We start from the raw sequence: 16,184 nt of genomic DNA on the forward strand, positions 1-16,184 counted from the left end.
GTCGGCGGTAGCATCGGCCATCTCAAATCACTGCGTCGCGGGCGGTGCGTCGAACTGCGACGCCCGCATCCCGACAGCCGGAGCCTGACATGGCCAATTACGAGAAGATCAGCGGTTTTCTGGGCGCCTGCATCACCGGAACGGTGCATCTGCTCACCGATCTACGCAAGGCGCCCGCGCTCAATGAGGAAGCCGGATACGGCACGCTGCCGAAGCTGCCCAAGCCGAAGCCCACGCTCATCCCGATCATGAAGATCGCCCCGGCGGTCGGTTGGGGGCCGGGGCAGAAGCCGAGGCCGGCCGCGGGCTTCACTGTCGGGGCATTCGCCGAGAATCTCGACCATCCGCGCTGGGTCTACGAGCTGCCGAATGGCGACATCCTGGTCGCCGAGACGGCCGGGCCGCCCTGGCCGGCGGGTATCTTCAGTCTGCGGTGGTGGGCCATGGGCTTCGTGATGGTGCGCGCCGGCTCCGGGGTGAAGAGCGCCAACCGCATCACGCTGCTGCGCGACGCCGATGGCGACGGCATTGCCGAGATCAAGGTGCCCTTCCTGGAGAACCTGTACTCGCCGTTCGGCATGGCGCTGGTCGGCGACCAGCTCTATGTCGCCAACGCGGATGCTCTGGTCCGCTTCCCCTATGTGCCGGGTGCGACCCGCATTGACGCGGCGCCGGTGAAGGTCTGCGACCTGCCGGCCGGGCGCAACCACCACTGGACCAAGAGCCTGGTCGCCAACAAGGCCGGCACCAAGCTCTATGTCGGCGTCGGCTCCAACTCCAACGTCGCCGAGTACGGCATGGAGGAGGAGGTCAACCGCGCGAATATCCTCGAAGTGGACATTGCGACCGGCGCGGTGCGGGTGTTCGCCGGGGGGCTGCGCAACCCGGTCGGCATGGACTGGAACCCGGTTACGGGCGAACTCTGGACCAGCGTCAATGAGCGCGACGAGATCGGCGACGACCTCGTTCCCGACTACATGACCTCGGTGAAGGACGGCGCCTTCTATGGCTGGCCCTACTGCTATTACGACAAGATCGTCGATGATCGGGTGAAGCCGCAGCGGCCGGATCTGGTGGCCGCCTCGCTGAAGCCGGACTATGCGCTGGGCTCGCATACGGCGTCACTGGGGCTCACCTTCGTCGACGACGAGCGCTTCGGCGCGCGCTTCAAGGACGGCGTCTTCATCGGCCAACACGGCTCGTGGAACCGCAACCCGCCCTCGGGTTACCGGGTGATCTTCATTCCCTTCACCGACGGCAAGCCCTCCGGCCAACCCGAGGAAATCCTTGGCAGTTTCCGTGTGAACGGCAAGGCGCTCGGCCGGCCGGTCGGTGTGCTGGTGGACCAGCGCGGCGGGCTGCTGGTGGTCGACGATGTCGGCGACTGCATCTGGCGCGTCACGCCTTCGGCGTAGGGACTTCGATGGGGACATCGACGGGGGCGTGCGGTGGCGTCGGGCTGGCCCGCTCGTCGAGCGCCGCCGGCGCTCCCTGCGGCCAGCGCGCCAGCGCCTCGTGTCCCGCCGGGGTGAGCGCATAGACCCCGCGCTCGGCGCGGGCGAACCAGCCATAGACATTGGCTAGTAGGATCTTGCCCGCATCCGGCGCCACGGGGCGCAGGTCGCGCGGGCGCATCGATCCCGCCGCCATGGCGGCGGCGCAGGCGAGGGCCTGCTGGCGATAGGCGGTCATGATCGGCGCGCGCGAGCCCCCGCCCACGGCGGGATCGCCGACCCGGCGCCGATGTTCCTCTACCAGCCTTGAGCGGCGGCGCGGGTCCTTGCGCGGCATCGGCGAGACCGGGCTGACGAGGATCGTCACCTCGCCGGCCGGCGAGACCGAGAGCATGCCGAAGCCGAGCCGGCGGCAGAGATTGCGGAAGCGCGAGTCGCTCTCCCTGCCATTGCCGCGCAGCGAGGCGCGCGCCGCCAGCCAGACCTCGTCGCAGGCGCCGGCGCGATCGACCGCCTGTAGCACCAGCTCCAGATTGAAGCTGAGCTTCAGTTCGCCGATCACGACGAGGGGCGTGTCGTCCGCCGAGATGGCCAGCAGGTCGCAGCCGCCGACTTCCCCCTTCACGGAGAAGCCGAGCCCTTCGAGGAAGCGTTTGACCGGCAGGTAAAGCGAGGTCTCCATCGGCTCTCCGCGAGGTGAGGGCAGGGGGCGTCAGTTCTTCGCGCGTGCCCGCGTCGGCCGGGCGGCGCCGGCCTTGGCGGCGAGCCAGATGACGTGGCGCGCGCCGCTCTTGCCATGGGCGCGCACGCGCACCTCGTCGACGGTGAAGCCGGTCCGGCGCAGGCGCTGGGTGAAGTCCCGGTCCGGCGCGGAGGACCACACGGCCAGAATGCCGCCGGGCCGCAGCGCCTTGTGGGCGGCGGCGAGGCCGGTGGCGGTGTAGAGCCCGTCATTGGCGGCGCGGGTCAGCCCGCCCGGCCCGTTGTCGACATCGAGCAGGATCGCGTCATAGGCCGCAGGCGCGGAGCGGATCAGCGGGCCGACATCGCCCTCGAACAGGCTGACGCGCGGATCGGAAAGGCTGGTGCCGAAGATTTCCGCCATCGGCCCGCGCGCCCAGGCAATGACAGCCGGCACCAGTTCGGCGACCACGATCTCCGCCTCGGGCCCCAGTTCGGCCAGCGCCGCGCGCAGGGTGAAGCCCATGCCGAGGCCGCCGATGAGCAGGCACGGCCGCGCACGCGGGCCGAGCCGCTCGCAGACCAGCGTCGCCAGCGCCTTCTCGGAGCCGCTGAGACGGCTGTTCATCAGCTCGGTGGAGCCGGACATGATGGAGAATTCGGTGCCCCGCTGCATCAGGCGCAGGTCTCCGAAACCGTCGGGCACCTTGGCAGTATCGAGCAGGGTCCAGGGAATCATGCGGCAACTCGTCGGGCGATGTGATCCCCTGCGTATCGCCCTTCATGGCGGCGAGAACAAGGGCCGCCCTCCACGCGCTCATGAACGCGGAGGGCGGCATCGCTCATTCGGCCGGCGCGGCGGCCGCGATGTCCGACACGTCTTCCGGCAGGCGGCCGCCAAGCGCCGCCTTCAGCTGCGCCGTGTCGAGTTCGCCTTCCCAGCGGGCGACGACAATGGTGGCGACGGCATTGCCGATGAAGTTCGTCACCGCCCGGCATTCCGACATGAAGCGGTCGATGCCGAGGATCAGCGCCATGCCGGCGACCGGCACGGCGGGCACCACGGACAGCGTCGCCGCCAGCGTGATGAACCCGGCGCCGGTGATGCCGGCGGCGCCCTTGGAGGAGAGCATGGCGACGAGGAGCAGGAGGATCTGGTCGGTCAGCGGCAGGTCGATATCCATCGCCTGGGCGATGAACAGCGCGGCCAGCGTCATATAGATGTTGGTGCCGTCGAGATTGAAGGAATAGCCGGTGGGCACCACCAGTCCGACCACCGAGCGCTTGCAGCCGGCGACCTCCAGCTTCTCCATCAGGCTCGGCAGTGCCGCCTCGGAGGACGAGGTGCCGACGACCAGCAGGATCTCTTCCTTGATGTAGCGGATGAGCGCGAGGATGGAGAAGCCGTTATAGCGGCAGACCGCGCCGAGCACGCCGAGGATGAACACCGCCGCCGTGAGGTAGAAGGTGGCGATCAGCATGGCAAGATTGGCCACAGAGCCGATGCCGTATTTGCCGATGGTGAAGGCCATCGCGCCGAAGGCGCCGATGGGCGCCGCCTTCATCAGCACCGCGACCAGCTTGAAGATCGGCGCGGACAGTGCCTGCATGAAGTCCAGCACCGGCTTGCCGCGCTCGCCCACCATGGAGAGCGAGAGGCCGAACAGCACGGAGAAGAACAGCACCTGCAGGATGTCGCCGGAGGCGAAGGCGCCGACGATGGTATCGGGGATGATGTTTTGCAGGAAGCCGACGACGCTCGCATCATGCGCCTTGGCGGCATAGGTCTGCACTGCCTTGGCGTCGAGGCTCGCCGGGTCGATGTGCAGGCCGGCGCCAGGCTGCACCACATTGCCGATGATCAGGCCGACGATGAGGGCAAGCGTGGAGAAGGCGAGGAAATAGATCATCGCCTTGCCGGCGACACGGCCGACCTTCTGCATGTCGCTCATGCCGGCGATGCCGGTGGCGACGGTGAGGAAGATGACCGGAGCGATGATCATCTTCACCAGCTTGATGAAGGCATCGCCGAGCGGCTTCAACTGCGCGCCGGTCTCCGGCCAGAAATGGCCGATCAGGATGCCGGCAAGGATCGCCGCCAGAACCTGGACGTAGAGCTGCTGGTAGAGCTTCTTCGGGCGAGCGGGCGTGGCCAGCGTGGGCTGGAGAGTGGTGGCCATGGGTTCCTCCGAGGGACGGATCGGCTTGTTGGTCTTGGCGGAAATGCGCCCGCCTCACCGCAAGCCATGTGCCAGCCCGCTTTCGGACAAATAAATCGTTTTCAGGCAACGACTTGAATGGCAGCTATGCCGTTGCCTGCTCGCCAATTTGTGCGAAAAATCGCACGGATGTCCGTTGTCTTGTGTGAGATTTCGCGCAATATGCAGCATGGCTCTTTCGAACCTTTCAGCCAAAGATGACGCGCCCGACGTGTCCGGGCGTCGGCTCTGGCTCACCTTTGTGCTGGTCGCGGTGCTGGCGAGCGTGGCCGCCTTCGCGGTGGCGGCTGATCTCGGGCGCAGCCGGGCGGTCGCCACGGTGCGCGCGGCGGCGGCCAATGCCTCGACGCTCGCCATCGCCGTGCTGCGCGGGGAGTTGGAGAAGCAGCGCGCCCTGCCGCTGATCCTGGTGCGCGATCCCGATGTGCGCAGCGTGCTCGCCGGCGCCGATCCGCAGGGCCTCGATATCAAGCTGGAGGACATCGCGCGCGAGACCCGCACGGCGGTGATCTACCTGCTCGACCGGTCCGGCGTGACGATCGCCGCCAGCAACTGGCGCGAGCCGACCAGCTTCGTCGGCAGCGGCTACGCCTTCCGCGACTACTTCACACAGGCCATGGCGCAGGGCGGCGCCGAGCAGTTCGCACTCGGCACGGTGAGCAATCGGCCGGGCCTCTACATCACGCGGCGCGTCGACGGGGCGGACGGGCCGGTGGGGGTCGTCGTGGTCAAGGTCGAGTTCGACCGGGTGGAGGCGGACTGGCGCGCGCTCGGCGGTGAAACCTATGTCACGGATGCGCGCGGCGTGGTGCTGCTCTCCACCGTCGTCGACTGGCGTTTCCATGTCGAGGCGCCGCTCGCGCCCGACGCCGCGCAGGAGATCCGCCGCACGCTGCAATTCGGCGCCGCGCCGCTGGAACCGCTGCCCTTCACGGCGGAGGGCGACATGGTCGCCGTCACCGGCGCGGCGGCCGGGCGCTACCTCGCCACCCGCACGCCGGTGCCGACCACGCAGTGGCAGCTCGAACTGCTGCTGCCGGTCGAGCACGCCGTCCGCAGCGCGCGCGGCCAGTTTCAGGCCATCGCGGCACTGCTGCTGATGCCGGGCCTCGCGCTCGCCGCGCTGCTGCTGCGGCGCCGCCAGCGGGCCTTTGCGCGCCACCGCCGCGAGGCGCGGATCAAGGCGGAGCTGGAGACGCGGGTGCAGGAGCGCACCGCCGCGCTGGCCGGCGCCAATGCCCGGCTGACGCAGGAGATTACCGAGCGAGCCCGCGCGCAGGAGCGCTTGTCCGATGCGCGGGAGGAACTGGCCAAGGCCAACCGGCTGGCGACGCTCGGCCAGGTGACGGCCGGCGTGGCGCACGAGATCAACCAGCCGCTGGCGGCGATCCGCACCTATGCCGAGAATGCCCGCGCCTTGCTGAAGCGCCGGGACGGCGAGGCGGCGGCGGGGGCGCTCGACAAGGTGGTCGCGCTGACCGAGCGGATCGGCGCCATCACCGAGACGCTGCGCGGCTTCGCCCGGCGCGGCAATGGCGCACTGGAGCCGGTGCCGCTCGCCGAGGCCATCGCCGGCGCGCTGATGATCCTCGATGTGCCCCTGCGGCAGGCGGGGATCGCGCCGTTGGTCGAGGCGGTGCCGCCGGATCTGAGGGTGATGGGGCGCCGGGTCGAATTGGAGCAGGTGCTGGTCAACCTGATGCGCAACGCCATCGAGGCGCTCGGCACCCTGCCGCAGCCGGCGCAGGAGCCGCCGCTGGCGCTCGGCATCGGCGTGGCGGGGGAAAGCGTCACCCTCACCGTGGCCGACCGCGGGCCGGGGATGACGGGCGAGGAGGTGGCGGCGCTGTTCATCCCGTTCCGCTCGTCGAAATCGAAGGGGCTCGGGCTCGGCCTCGTCATCTGCCACGACATCGTCGCCCGCTTCGGCGGCACGCTCACCGCCGCCTGCCGGCCGGGCGAGGGCTGCGTCTTCACCATTGTGCTCAAGAGGGCCGTATGAGCCGCACCGGGAATGACCTCGCCGCGCTCGACGTCGCCTTCGTCGATGACGATGCGGATCTGCGCGACGCCAATGTGCAGGCGCTGCAACTCGCCGGCTTCCGCGCCGTGCCCTTCGCCTCGGCGGCCGCCGTGCTGGAGCGGATCGGCCCGGATTTCCCCGGCATCGTCGTCAGCGATGTCCGCATGCCCGGCATGGACGGCATCGAGCTGTTCCGCCGGTTGAAGGCGATCGACCCCGACATTCCCGTGGTGCTGATCTCCGGCCATGCCGATATCGCCATGGCGGTGGAGGCGATGAGCGAGGGGGCCTACGATTTCATCGCCAAGCCCTATGCCGGCGAGCGGCTGGTGGAGACCCTGCGGCGTGCCAGCGAGAAGCGGGCGCTGGTGCTGGAGAACCGTAGGTTGCGGGCGCTGGCGACCGCTTCGGACGCGGAGAGCGCGCTGATCGGCGAGACGCCGGCCATGGTGCGGCTGCGCCAGACCATCCGCGACCTCGCCGACATCGACGTCGACGTGCTCGTGCTGGGCGAGACCGGGACCGGCAAGGAGGTGGTCGCCAGCCTGCTGCACCGGCTCGGGCGGCGGCGGGCCAGGCCCTTCGTCGCGCTCAATTGCGGCGCGCTGCCGGACAGCGTGATCGAGAGCGAGCTGTTCGGTTACGAGCCGGGCGCCTTCACTGGCGCCCAGAAGAAGCGCGTGGGGCAGGTCGAACATTCGAGCGGGGGGACGCTGTTCCTCGACGAGCTGGAGAGTATGCCGCTGAGCGCGCAGGTGAAGCTCCTGCGAGTGCTGGAGACCCGCGAGGTCACGCCGCTGGGCTCCAACGACCGGCGGCGGGTCGATCTGCGGGTCGTCGCCGCGACCAAGGTCGATCTCGGCGATCCCGCCCGGCGCCGCGACTTCCGCGAGGACCTGTATTACCGGCTGAACGTCGTGACGCTGCGCATACCCCCGCTCCGGGAGCGGCGGCGCGACATTCCTCTGCTGTTCGCGCAATTCCTCGCCCGTGCGGCACAAAAGCACGGGCGCCCGAGCCCCAGGCTCGGACGCGCCGTCGAGCGCCATCTGGTCGAGAACGACTGGGCGGGAAATGTGCGCGAGCTGCTGCATTTCGCCGAGCGGGTCGCCCTCGGCCTGCCGGAGCCGACGCCGGTGCATGCCTCGGTTTCCGGGCGCGCACCCGCCAACCTGCCGGAGCGGCTGGGCGCCATCGAGGCCAATCTCATCCGCGAGGCATTGGAAATGCACGGCGGCGATGTCCGTGCGACGCTGCTGGCGCTGGGCATTCCCCGCAAGACATTCTACGACAAGCTCGCGCGCTATGGCATCGAGCGCGCTGCTTATGAGCGTGACAAATAGCCGGGGAAAGGTCGAACACGGGCGGGTCGCCTGAGCAAGTTGTTCACACTGAACGGTGAAAGCTCACCTTTCTACGTCGCTATCCGTGTTACCCTATCTCCGAGAGCTTTCTGTGTGTCCGGTGGCGCAAGCGCTGATGTCTACAATACTGATCATCGATGACAGCTCGACCAATCGGCGCATCTACTCGAAGTTGTCCCGGCAGCTGGAGACGAATGTCAACGTCCGCACTTTCGAGAACCCGCGGAAGGCGCTCGACTGGATGGCCGAGAACACGGCCGACCTGATCATCACCGACTACAAGATGCCGATGATGTCCGGTGCCGAACTGACGGCGGCGGTGCGCGCCGACGGGCGTGATCGCGATGTGCCGATCATTGTGATCACGGCCTATAACGACCACCAGTACCGGCTCGCCTCGCTTCTCGCGGGGGCGACGGATTTCCTGCTCAGCCCGGTGGACCATGTCGAGTTCCTGGCGCGGGCGCGAAACCTGCTGAAGCTCAGGAGCCAGCAACTCGTCATCGCCCGGCGGGCCGACCTGCTGGAGATGAGCCTCAACGCCAACGAGCAGTTGCTGCGCGAAAGCCGCGTGGCCCTCGCGCAGGTCATCGACACCGTGCCCGCCATGATCAACGCGACCGACCCCGATGGCCGGTGCGTCTTCGTCAATGCCCAGCAGGCCGCCTTCGTCGGCAAGGCGCCGGGAGATCTTGTCGGCCAACCCATCGAGGCGCTTCTGGGCGAGGAGAGGGGACATATCAGCCGGCGGCTCGACCAGCTGGTGCTGAAGACCGGCCGCGCGCTTCCCTCCCGCGAGGAGGAGGTGGCGGGACCCGATGGCGAGAACCGCATCTATCTCACCAGCAAGGCGCCGCTCAATGACGGGGCGGGTGAGATCGTCAGCATCCTCACCACCTCGATCGATATCACCGAGCGGCGCCATGCCGAGCGACGCCTGCAGCACATCGCCAACCACGATTCGCTTACCGGCCTGCCAAACCGCATGATGCTGCGCGACCATTTGCGGCGCGAGCTGGCGCGCGGCCGGCGTGGCGACCAGCATTTCGCGCTGCATTTCATCGACCTGGACCGCTTCAAGGCCATCAACGATGCGCAGGGCCATCACCGCGGCGACGAACTGCTTCAGCGCGTCGCCGAAGCCCTGTCGGGGCTGGTCGATTCCAACCACACGGTGGCGCGCCTCGGCGGCGATGAATTTGCCATTCTGCAACCCGACATCGACGGGCCCGAGGATGCCGGCCGCCTGGCCCAGTCGATTCTCGCCCTGCTGAACAGCGAGGACCAGCCGGACTCGCTCAAGATCGGCGCCAGCATCGGCGTCACCCTCGCGCCGCTGGACGGCACCGACCCGGACGAACTGCTGAAGAACTCGGACCAGGCGATGTATCTGGCCAAGTCGCTGGGCGGAAGCACCTGGCGGTTCTTTGCCGCCGACATGCGCCCGCGCGCGAGCGAGACCGCCCAGCTGGAAGCCGAGCTGCGCGGCGCGCTGACGCGCCGGGAATTCGTGCTGTATTACCAGCCGCAGGTCGACCTGCGCAGCGGCAAGGTGGTCGGCGCCGAGGCGCTGCTGCGCTGGCGGCATCCCCAGCACGGCCTGCTGGCCCCCGATGCCTTCCTCGGGCTGGCCGAGGAGACCGGCCTGATCGTGCCGATCAACGAATGGGTGCTGAAGGAGGCGTGCCAGCAGGGCGCGGCGTGGCAGGCCGCCGGCCTCGGCGACCTGCGTATCGCCGTCAATCTCTCGCCCATCCAGTTCCGGCGACTGGGGGTGGAGCACCTGATCGCCGACGCGTTGCGCACCAGCGGCATGCGGCCGAAATCGCTGGAGCTGGAACTGACGGAAGGCATCCTGCTGGGTTTCGACGAGCAGATCGTCGCGCAGATGCAGGCGCTGCGCTCGCTCGGGGTGACGCTGTCGCTGGACGATTTCGGCACCGGCTATTCCTCGCTGAGCTACATTCGCAGCTTTCCGCTGGACCGGCTGAAGATCGATCGCTCCTTCGTGCAGGATCTGGGCAGCGACCCCAGCGCGCTGGCCATCGTGCGCACCATCATCGACCTCGGCCACATCCTGCATCTCCAGGTCCTGGCCGAGGGCGTGGAGGAGGAGCCGCAGCTCGCGCTGCTGCGCGCGGAGGGGTGTGACGAGGTGCAGGGGTATTATTTCAGCCGCCCGATCCCCGCCGACGCCTTCGTCGCCTGGCTGGAAGAAAAGGACCGGGCAAGTCTCGGCTCCCCGGCGGGCGGCGGAGAATGACCATGCGGGCTCCGGCTGGGGTGTTCCGCGCTCTGGCTGCGCCGTTCCGCTGGATGGCGGGACGGTTGCGCAACCGTCCCGACAGCGAGCACGAGATGAGCTTCAACCGGCTCGTCTTCTCCCTCATCATCGTCATCGTGCTGCTGGTGAACCGCAGCAGCAGCGACCTCGGCAGCGCGCTCGACGTGATGGCGCTCTACATTCCGCTCGCGCTCGGGGTGCTCGGCCACATCCTGCTGTTTCCCGGCGTTTCGCGCGGCCGGCGCCTCTTTGCCCTGCTGCTGGACTGCGGCTTCCTCTCCTGGCAGCTGCATCTGGGTGGCGAGGTGGCGGCGCTGTTCTTTCCGATCTATCTCTGGGTCATCTTCGGCAACGGCTTCCGCTTCGGCCTGACCTCGCTGGCGATCGCCATCCCCGTCGCCACCATCTGCTTCGGCATCGTCGTGCTGACGACGCCGTTCTGGTATGAGCGCTGGCATCTCTCTGTGGGGCTGCTGATCGGCCTCGTCATCCTGCCCGCCTATGCCGGCACGCTGATCCGCAAGCTGTCCCAGGCCACGCAGGCCGCCGAGGAGGCCAGCCAGGCCAAGAGCCTGTTCCTCGCCAGCGTCAGCCACGAGCTGCGCACGCCGCTCACCGCCATTGTCGGCATGACCGGCCTGCTGCGCGCCTCGCCGCTCGTCGCCGAGCAGCGCGAAATGGTCGAGACGGTGGACCTCGCCACCCGCTCGCTGCAATCGCTGATCAACAGCCTGCTCGATCTCTCGCGCATCGAGGCCGGGCGCATGCCGGTGTCGAACGAGGCGTTCGACCTGATGGCCCTGTTGATCGATGCGCGGCGGCTGGTCGAGAGCCAGGTGCGCCAGCGCGGGCTTTCCTTCGACATTCACGTCACCCCGCGCACGCCGCTGCGGCTTTCCGGCAGCCGGCAGCATCTGCACGAGATCCTGGTCAATCTGGTCGGCAATGCGGTGAAGTTCACCCGCGAGGGCAGCGTGACTATCGCCGTGGATGGCCAGCCGGAGGAGGACGGCACCCTGCGGCTGGCCGTGGAGGTCACCGATACCGGCATCGGCATCGCGCCGGGTGACCAGGAACGCATCTTCGAGGATTTCACCCAGGCCGATTCCAGCATCCTGAACCGTTTCGGTGGCACCGGCCTGGGCCTTGCCATCGCGCGGCGGCTGGTGGAGCTGCTGGGCGGCGCGATCTCGGTGACGAGCGCACCGGGGGAAGGCAGCACTTTCCGCTTTCACGTCAGCGTTGCGGGGCTCGCCGATGAAGGGCTGGAGGACGAGCCCTGGCGCGAGGGCGGCGTCGTGCTTGTGTGCCGCGATACCGCGCCGCTGGCGGGGCTGCTGAGCACGCTTTCCTCGCTGCGCGTCATCGCGATGATCGCCGATCCGCGCCAGGGGCCGGCGCGCATGTTCCCACCGGCGGCGGCCGGCGCGGTGCGCCTGCTGTTCGAGCCGGACAGCCGCAATCTGGCGCTGCTGTCGGCGGAGGCGGCGGGGCCGGCGCGCAAGGTCGTGCTGGTCGAGCCGCAGGCCGCGCCGGGCCTGCCGGACATCGAGACGCGGCAGCGCTGCTCCAGCGTGCTGTCGGAGCGCCCGACCGTGGCGGAGCTGCGCCGGGCGTTGACCATCGCCTGCCGGCTGGCCGCGCCGACGGTGTCCCCGCAGGTCGCGCCGCCGCAGCCGGTGCGGCCGGGCCGGGCACGCCGCGTGCTGCTGGCCGACGACAACCGCATCAACCAGCGGGTGTTCTCCCGCATCCTGGAAGGCGCCGGCCACGCCGTGCTGCTGGCGGAGAGCGGCGACCAGGCGCTCGACCTGCTGGAGGAGCGGGCGGGACAGATCGATATCGTGTTGATGGACTTCAACATGCCCGACACCGACGGGCTGGAGGCCACCAAGCTCTACCGCATGATGGCGAGCGGCGAGCCGCGGCTTCCCATCGTCGGCCTCACCGCCGATGCGACGGCGCTGACCGACAATCGCTGGCGCGACGCCGGCATGGATGACTGCCTCATCAAGCCGGTCGAGCCCGCCGCATTGCTGGCGGCCGTCGACCGCCTCGCCCGCGACGAGCCGGGCCATCCGGCGCCGATCCTCGCGCGGCCGACGCTGGTGCCGGCCGAAGGGCCGCCAAGCCTCGACGAGAAGGCGATCGAGAACCTGCGCAAGCTCGGCGGAGCGGAGTTCGTCGCCGAACTGATGGAGGACTATCTGGTCGATGCCGAGGCCATGCTGGATCGGCTGGTCCACGCCGCGACCCAGGGCGACCTGAAGGAGTTCCGCAGCGATTCCCATGCGCTGCAGAGCAGTTCGGCGAATATCGGCGCGGTCGCTCTCGGCCGTGTCTGCGCGCCGTTCCGCGACCTGCGTGGTGAAGAGTTGCGGGCCAGCGCGCCGGAGTTCATGCGGCAGGCGAGGGCGGAGTTGCGACGCACGCAGGAAGCCATGCGCGCCTATTCGGCGCGCGCGGCGGGCCTCGGCTGAAGGCTTTCGGCCGAGGCGTTCTGTTGACACATTCGGCGGCAGGCGATGCACCCGGACCGGGCGCATCGCCGTTCCACGTCATTCCGCCGCCATGAGGACGGGAGCCTCGGGGCGCAGGCCCGCGAGCCGCCGGTTCTGGGCGGCGCAGAGCCGGTCCATCTTCCGCAGGTCCGCTTCCGTAAGGTTCACCGCGGCCTCGGCCCAGATGTCGACGACGTCGATCAGTTCGGCGAGCGTCACCGGATTGACGCGGCGCCGCGCCCGATAGACGGCGTGGTGGGCGTTATGCTTGCGGTTGTGCCGGCCGATATAGTCCAGCACGGCGCGCTGGCCTTCGCCGTCCTCCGCCAGAACATCCACCACGCCCATCTCGTGCAGTTCCTCGGCAGTGTGCACGCGGCCCGACAGGATGAGCGCCTCCGCGCTCCTGCGGTCCATGCGCCGCGACAGGAAGCTGTAGGCGCCCATGCCGGGGAACATGTTGAACAGGATTTCGGGCAGGCCCATCTTGGCGCTGCGCTCGGCCACGATCAGGTCGAAGGACAGAGCGTGCTCGAAGCCGCCACCCAGCGCGTCGCCCTGCACAAGCGCCATGGTCACGATCGGCGAATCGAAGGCGACGGCGTTGCGGTGGATCGCCTCGACGGCGACATGGCCGTAATGCTTCATCGCCGCGAGGTCGCCGCTGCGGATGCGCTGGGCGAAATGACCGAGGTCGCCGCCCAGATTGTAGATGCCCGGCACGGCGGAGGCCATGACGAACCAGGAGAAGGGGGCGGCCACCGGCGAGGGCAGGCTCCCGAAAGTCCGGGTGATGGCTGCCTGCATGCGGCCGATGTCGTGCATCAGCTCATGCGTATAGGAGGGCTTGCCGACCGGCTCCATGAAGCACCAGCAGGTGTCGTTGATGGTATCGATGTCGAGCCGGATGTTGTCGTAGCCGATATCGCTGATGGACCGGGCGGCCTGTATCTTCGCAAGATTGCTAGGGGCGGGCGGGATATCCGCATAGGCGGTGGAAACGTCCTTCATGCCAGTCGAAGTCATCTGTTCTCTCCATTTACCGGGAAGTCGTAGGACTGCCGCGCGGAGGATTTCCGAGCGGGCAGCCGCCGTCCCATTTGGCTCGGGACATGCGACGAGAACTAGAAGGTAACGGCGCTGCGAAGGAGATGGCTGCAAAATCGATGCACATTGCCGTCACAGTGCGGCGATGCAGCAATATGTCGGGGGCGATGGAATGCTGCGCGAAGGCCGCGCCCGGCCGGGCGGTACCGTGCAAGGCGGAGAATGCGAAATCTCAGGTTGCGTCGAGAGATAGGGCAACGAATCGCGGCCTGCCGCGGGGCGCGCCCATCATCGGCCGGCAGCGGCGATGCTAGATGATATGCCGACGGGTGACCAAAGGACTGCCGGAAGGTTCGGCGCGGAACGCACATGCAGCATGGGTCGTTTGCCGCCCCTGCCGTGGGGGCGGGGAAGGTGTTCCCCGCCGCGATCGCTCAGGGGCGGCGCGGCTTCTTTCCCGCCGGCTTGTCGTCGAAGCGCTCCGTGCGGCTGCGGCTGGGCGGGTGCCCGGCGCCTGCCTTTCCGCCCGGCTTCGGCGCGTAGGGTTTCTCGTGAACAGGCTTGCCATGCGCCGGCTTGTCGTAAGGGGGCTTGTCCTGCGCCGCCTTGCGATAGGCCGGCTTGGCGTAAGCCTCCTTACCCTGCGCGGGTTTGTCGAAAGCCGGTTTGCCGCGCACGGGCCGTTCCGCAACGGACCGGTCCTGTGGGGCGCGCTCCTGCACCGACCTGTCGCCGAAGTTCTTTTCACGGAACGGCTTCGGATGGGCGGGCTTCTCATTGGCGGGCTTGTCGCGGAACGGCTTTTCCCGGAACGGTCTTTCCGGTGCGGGCCGGTCCGATGCCGGGCGGTCCGGCGCGGGCCTGTCCAGCGGCGTCCATCCCGGCGCGGGTGCCTCGTGCCGCCTCTCCTCGTGCCGCCGCTCGTCCTGCGGCTTGTTCCAGCGCGGCTCCTTGGCGCGCGGCGCACGTTCGGGCCGGCCGGCGGGAGCGCCGCCGGGCAGCAGCTCGATCACCACATCGGCGCCTTCCGACTTGCGAACCGCCTTGCTGAAGCGGTCGAGCGCGGCGGCACCGACCTCGAAGGCGGTCTCCTCGTCGAAGATCCGGATCACGCCGATATCCTTGCGGGTGACGTTGCCGCGCCGGCAGATCAGCGGCAGCAGCCATTTCGGATCGGCATTGTTGCGGCGCCCGACATTGAGCCGGAACCAGGTGCTGCCGGCGCCCGGCCCCTCGAATCCGCGCTGGGCGGGACGGTCGCGCACATGGCGCGGCTCGCCGGGATCGGCGACTTCCTCGGGTGCCGGCAGGCCGGCGCGATAGAGCCGCACCAGCGCGGCCGCCAGATGCTCGGCCGCATGCGCCGCGAGCAGGGTTTGGCCGGCGGCGAGGTCTTCCTCGTTTGGTACCTCGGTCAGCAGGGGATCGCGCAGCATGCGCTCATGATCGAGCTTGCGGATTTCCTCGACGGTCGGCGGGCCGGACCATTCCGGCGCGATGCCGAGGCCGCGCATCAGGTCTTCCACGCGGCGACGGCGGAACGGCGGCACCAGCAGCACGCTCACGCCCTTGCGCCCGGCGCGGCCGGTGCGTCCGCTGCGGTGCTGCAGGCTTTCGGCGTCGTTGGGCAGGTCGGCATGGATGACGAGGCCGAGATTCGGCAGGTCGATGCCGCGCGCGGCGACGTCGGTGGCGACGCATACCCGCGCCCGGCCATCGCGCAGCGCCTGCAGCGCGTGGTTGCGCTCGCTCTGGCTGAGTTCGCCCGACAGCGCGACGGCCGAGAACTGCCGCTCCTGCAAGGTCGCATGCAGATGGCGCACCGCCTCGCGGGTGTTGCAGAACACGATGGCGCTCGGCGTATCGTAGAAGCGCAGCAGGTTGACGACGGCGTGCTCCATCTCGGTCGGGGCGATGCGGATCGTGCGGTACTCGATGTCGGCATGGCCGCCCTCGGCGCTTGCCACCTCGATGCGCAGCGCGTCGCGCTGGTAGCGCTTGGCGAGCGCGGCGATGCCGCGCGGCATGGTGGCGGAGAACAAAAGGCTGCGGCGCTCCGGCGGGGTGGCGTCGAGGATGAATTCGAGGTCCTCGCGGAAGCCGAGGTCGAGCATCTCGTCGGCCTCGTCGAGCACGACGACGCGCAGGGCGGAGATGTCGAGCCGGCCGCGCTCCAGATGGTCGCGCAGGCGTCCGGGCGTGCCGACGACGATGTGGGCGCCCTGATTGAGCAGGCGCTGCTCCTGTCGCGGGTCCATGCCGCCGACGCAGGAGATGATGCGCGCCCCCGTCGCCGCATAGAGCCAGGCGAATTCGCGCTGCACCTGCAAGGCGAGCTCGCGCGTGGGGGCGACGACCAGCGCCTGCGGCGCGCCGGCGGGGCCGAAGCGCTCCTCGGTGCCGAGCAGCGTCTCGGCGGCGGCGAGGCCATAGGCCACCGTCTTGCCCGAGCCGGTCTGCGCGGAAACCAGTAGGTCGCGTCCCGCCGCCTCGGGCGCCAGCACGGCGCGCTGTACCGGCGTCGGGTCGTTATAGTCTCGCTCGGCGAGGGCGCGGGCGAGCGCCGGATTGGTGGTGAGGAAGGGCACGGGCTGGTTCCGCCTATTTCGCA

Annotated in this window: 10 protein-coding genes; 5 read left to right on the plus strand and 5 right to left on the minus strand. The window is 68.9% G+C overall.

Translation table 11 applies throughout. The features are described from left to right. Positions 1–89 precede the first annotated feature (89 nt). Positions 90–1,415: a PQQ-dependent sugar dehydrogenase gene (locus tag ACO2RV_RS07610; protein WP_423291460.1), complete on the plus strand. Its 1,326-nt coding sequence runs from the start codon at positions 90–92 to the stop codon at positions 1,413–1,415. On the opposite strand, the gene ACO2RV_RS07615 is transcribed toward ACO2RV_RS07610, so the two are convergent. From ACO2RV_RS07615 to ACO2RV_RS07625, 3 genes are all read right to left on the minus strand, one after another. Next, positions 1,399–2,136: a DUF2161 domain-containing phosphodiesterase gene (locus ACO2RV_RS07615; RefSeq protein WP_423291462.1), complete on the minus strand. Its 738-nt coding sequence runs from the start codon at positions 2,134–2,136 to the stop codon at positions 1,399–1,401. The two genes, ACO2RV_RS07610 and ACO2RV_RS07615, sit on opposite strands and share 17 nt — an antisense overlap. A gap of 30 nt (positions 2,137–2,166) precedes the next feature. Then, positions 2,167–2,874, minus strand: coding sequence for a spermidine synthase (locus ACO2RV_RS07620; RefSeq protein WP_423291464.1), 708 nt, complete (start codon positions 2,872–2,874; stop codon positions 2,167–2,169). Positions 2,875–2,977: 103 nt separating this feature from the next. Next, positions 2,978–4,315, minus strand: a complete 1,338-nt coding sequence (locus tag ACO2RV_RS07625) for a dicarboxylate/amino acid:cation symporter (protein WP_423291466.1) — start codon at positions 4,313–4,315, stop codon at positions 2,978–2,980. Between the two features lie 250 nt (positions 4,316–4,565). Here ACO2RV_RS07625 and ACO2RV_RS07630 point away from each other — a divergent pair, with 250 nt between their 5' ends. The 4 genes from ACO2RV_RS07630 to ACO2RV_RS07645 all read left to right on the plus strand — a co-directional run bounded on the left by ACO2RV_RS07630 (position 4,566) and on the right by ACO2RV_RS07645 (position 12,505). Then, a complete protein-coding gene (locus tag ACO2RV_RS07630; RefSeq protein WP_423291468.1) occupies positions 4,566–6,356 on the plus strand; it encodes a sensor histidine kinase in 1,791 nt (596 codons plus the stop codon). After that, positions 6,353–7,720 (plus strand): sigma-54-dependent transcriptional regulator, encoded by a 1,368-nt coding sequence (locus tag ACO2RV_RS07635; protein WP_423291470.1) that lies wholly within the window; start codon positions 6,353–6,355, stop codon positions 7,718–7,720. Before ACO2RV_RS07630 ends, ACO2RV_RS07635 begins: the two co-directional genes overlap by 4 nt. Before the next feature lie 136 nt (positions 7,721–7,856). Next, positions 7,857–10,004: an EAL domain-containing response regulator gene (locus ACO2RV_RS07640; RefSeq protein ID WP_423291472.1), complete on the plus strand. Its 2,148-nt coding sequence runs from the start codon at positions 7,857–7,859 to the stop codon at positions 10,002–10,004. 2 nt (positions 10,005–10,006) lie between these two features. After that, positions 10,007–12,505, plus strand: coding sequence for an ATP-binding protein (locus tag ACO2RV_RS07645; RefSeq protein ID WP_423291474.1), 2,499 nt, complete (start codon positions 10,007–10,009; stop codon positions 12,503–12,505). 78 nt (positions 12,506–12,583) lie between these two features. On the opposite strand, the gene ACO2RV_RS07650 is transcribed toward ACO2RV_RS07645, so the two are convergent. Both ACO2RV_RS07650 and ACO2RV_RS07655 read right to left on the minus strand, forming a co-directional pair. Then, positions 12,584–13,552 carry a crotonase/enoyl-CoA hydratase family protein gene (locus ACO2RV_RS07650; RefSeq protein ID WP_423291476.1) on the minus strand — a complete coding sequence of 323 codons (969 nt, stop codon included), beginning with the start codon at positions 13,550–13,552 and terminating at the stop codon, positions 12,584–12,586. A gap of 455 nt (positions 13,553–14,007) precedes the next feature. Further along, a complete protein-coding gene (locus ACO2RV_RS07655) occupies positions 14,008–16,161 on the minus strand; it encodes a DEAD/DEAH box helicase (protein WP_423291478.1) in 2,154 nt (717 codons plus the stop codon). Positions 16,162–16,184 lie beyond the last annotated feature (23 nt).

The organism is Ancylobacter sp. VNQ12 (assembly GCF_049445835.1).
Lineage (GTDB): Bacteria > Pseudomonadota > Alphaproteobacteria > Rhizobiales > Xanthobacteraceae > Ancylobacter.

What these genes read in the sequence shown, in the direction of transcription:
- ACO2RV_RS07625 (WP_423291466.1), bottom strand. Translation starts at nt 4,315, where the DNA reads ATGGCCACCACTCTCCAGCCCACGCTGGCCACGCCCGCTCGCCCGAAG.
- ACO2RV_RS07640 (WP_423291472.1), top strand. Translation starts at nt 7,857, where the DNA reads ATGTCTACAATACTGATCATCGATGACAGCTCGACCAATCGGCGCATC.
- ACO2RV_RS07645 (WP_423291474.1), top strand. Translation starts at nt 10,007, where the DNA reads ATGCGGGCTCCGGCTGGGGTGTTCCGCGCTCTGGCTGCGCCGTTCCGC.
- ACO2RV_RS07615 (WP_423291462.1), bottom strand. Translation starts at nt 2,136, where the DNA reads ATGGAGACCTCGCTTTACCTGCCGGTCAAACGCTTCCTCGAAGGGCTC.
- ACO2RV_RS07610 (WP_423291460.1), top strand. Translation starts at nt 90, where the DNA reads ATGGCCAATTACGAGAAGATCAGCGGTTTTCTGGGCGCCTGCATCACC.
- ACO2RV_RS07635 (WP_423291470.1), top strand. Translation starts at nt 6,353, where the DNA reads ATGAGCCGCACCGGGAATGACCTCGCCGCGCTCGACGTCGCCTTCGTC.
- ACO2RV_RS07650 (WP_423291476.1), bottom strand. Translation starts at nt 13,552, where the DNA reads ATGACTTCGACTGGCATGAAGGACGTTTCCACCGCCTATGCGGATATC.
- ACO2RV_RS07620 (WP_423291464.1), bottom strand. Translation starts at nt 2,874, where the DNA reads ATGATTCCCTGGACCCTGCTCGATACTGCCAAGGTGCCCGACGGTTTC.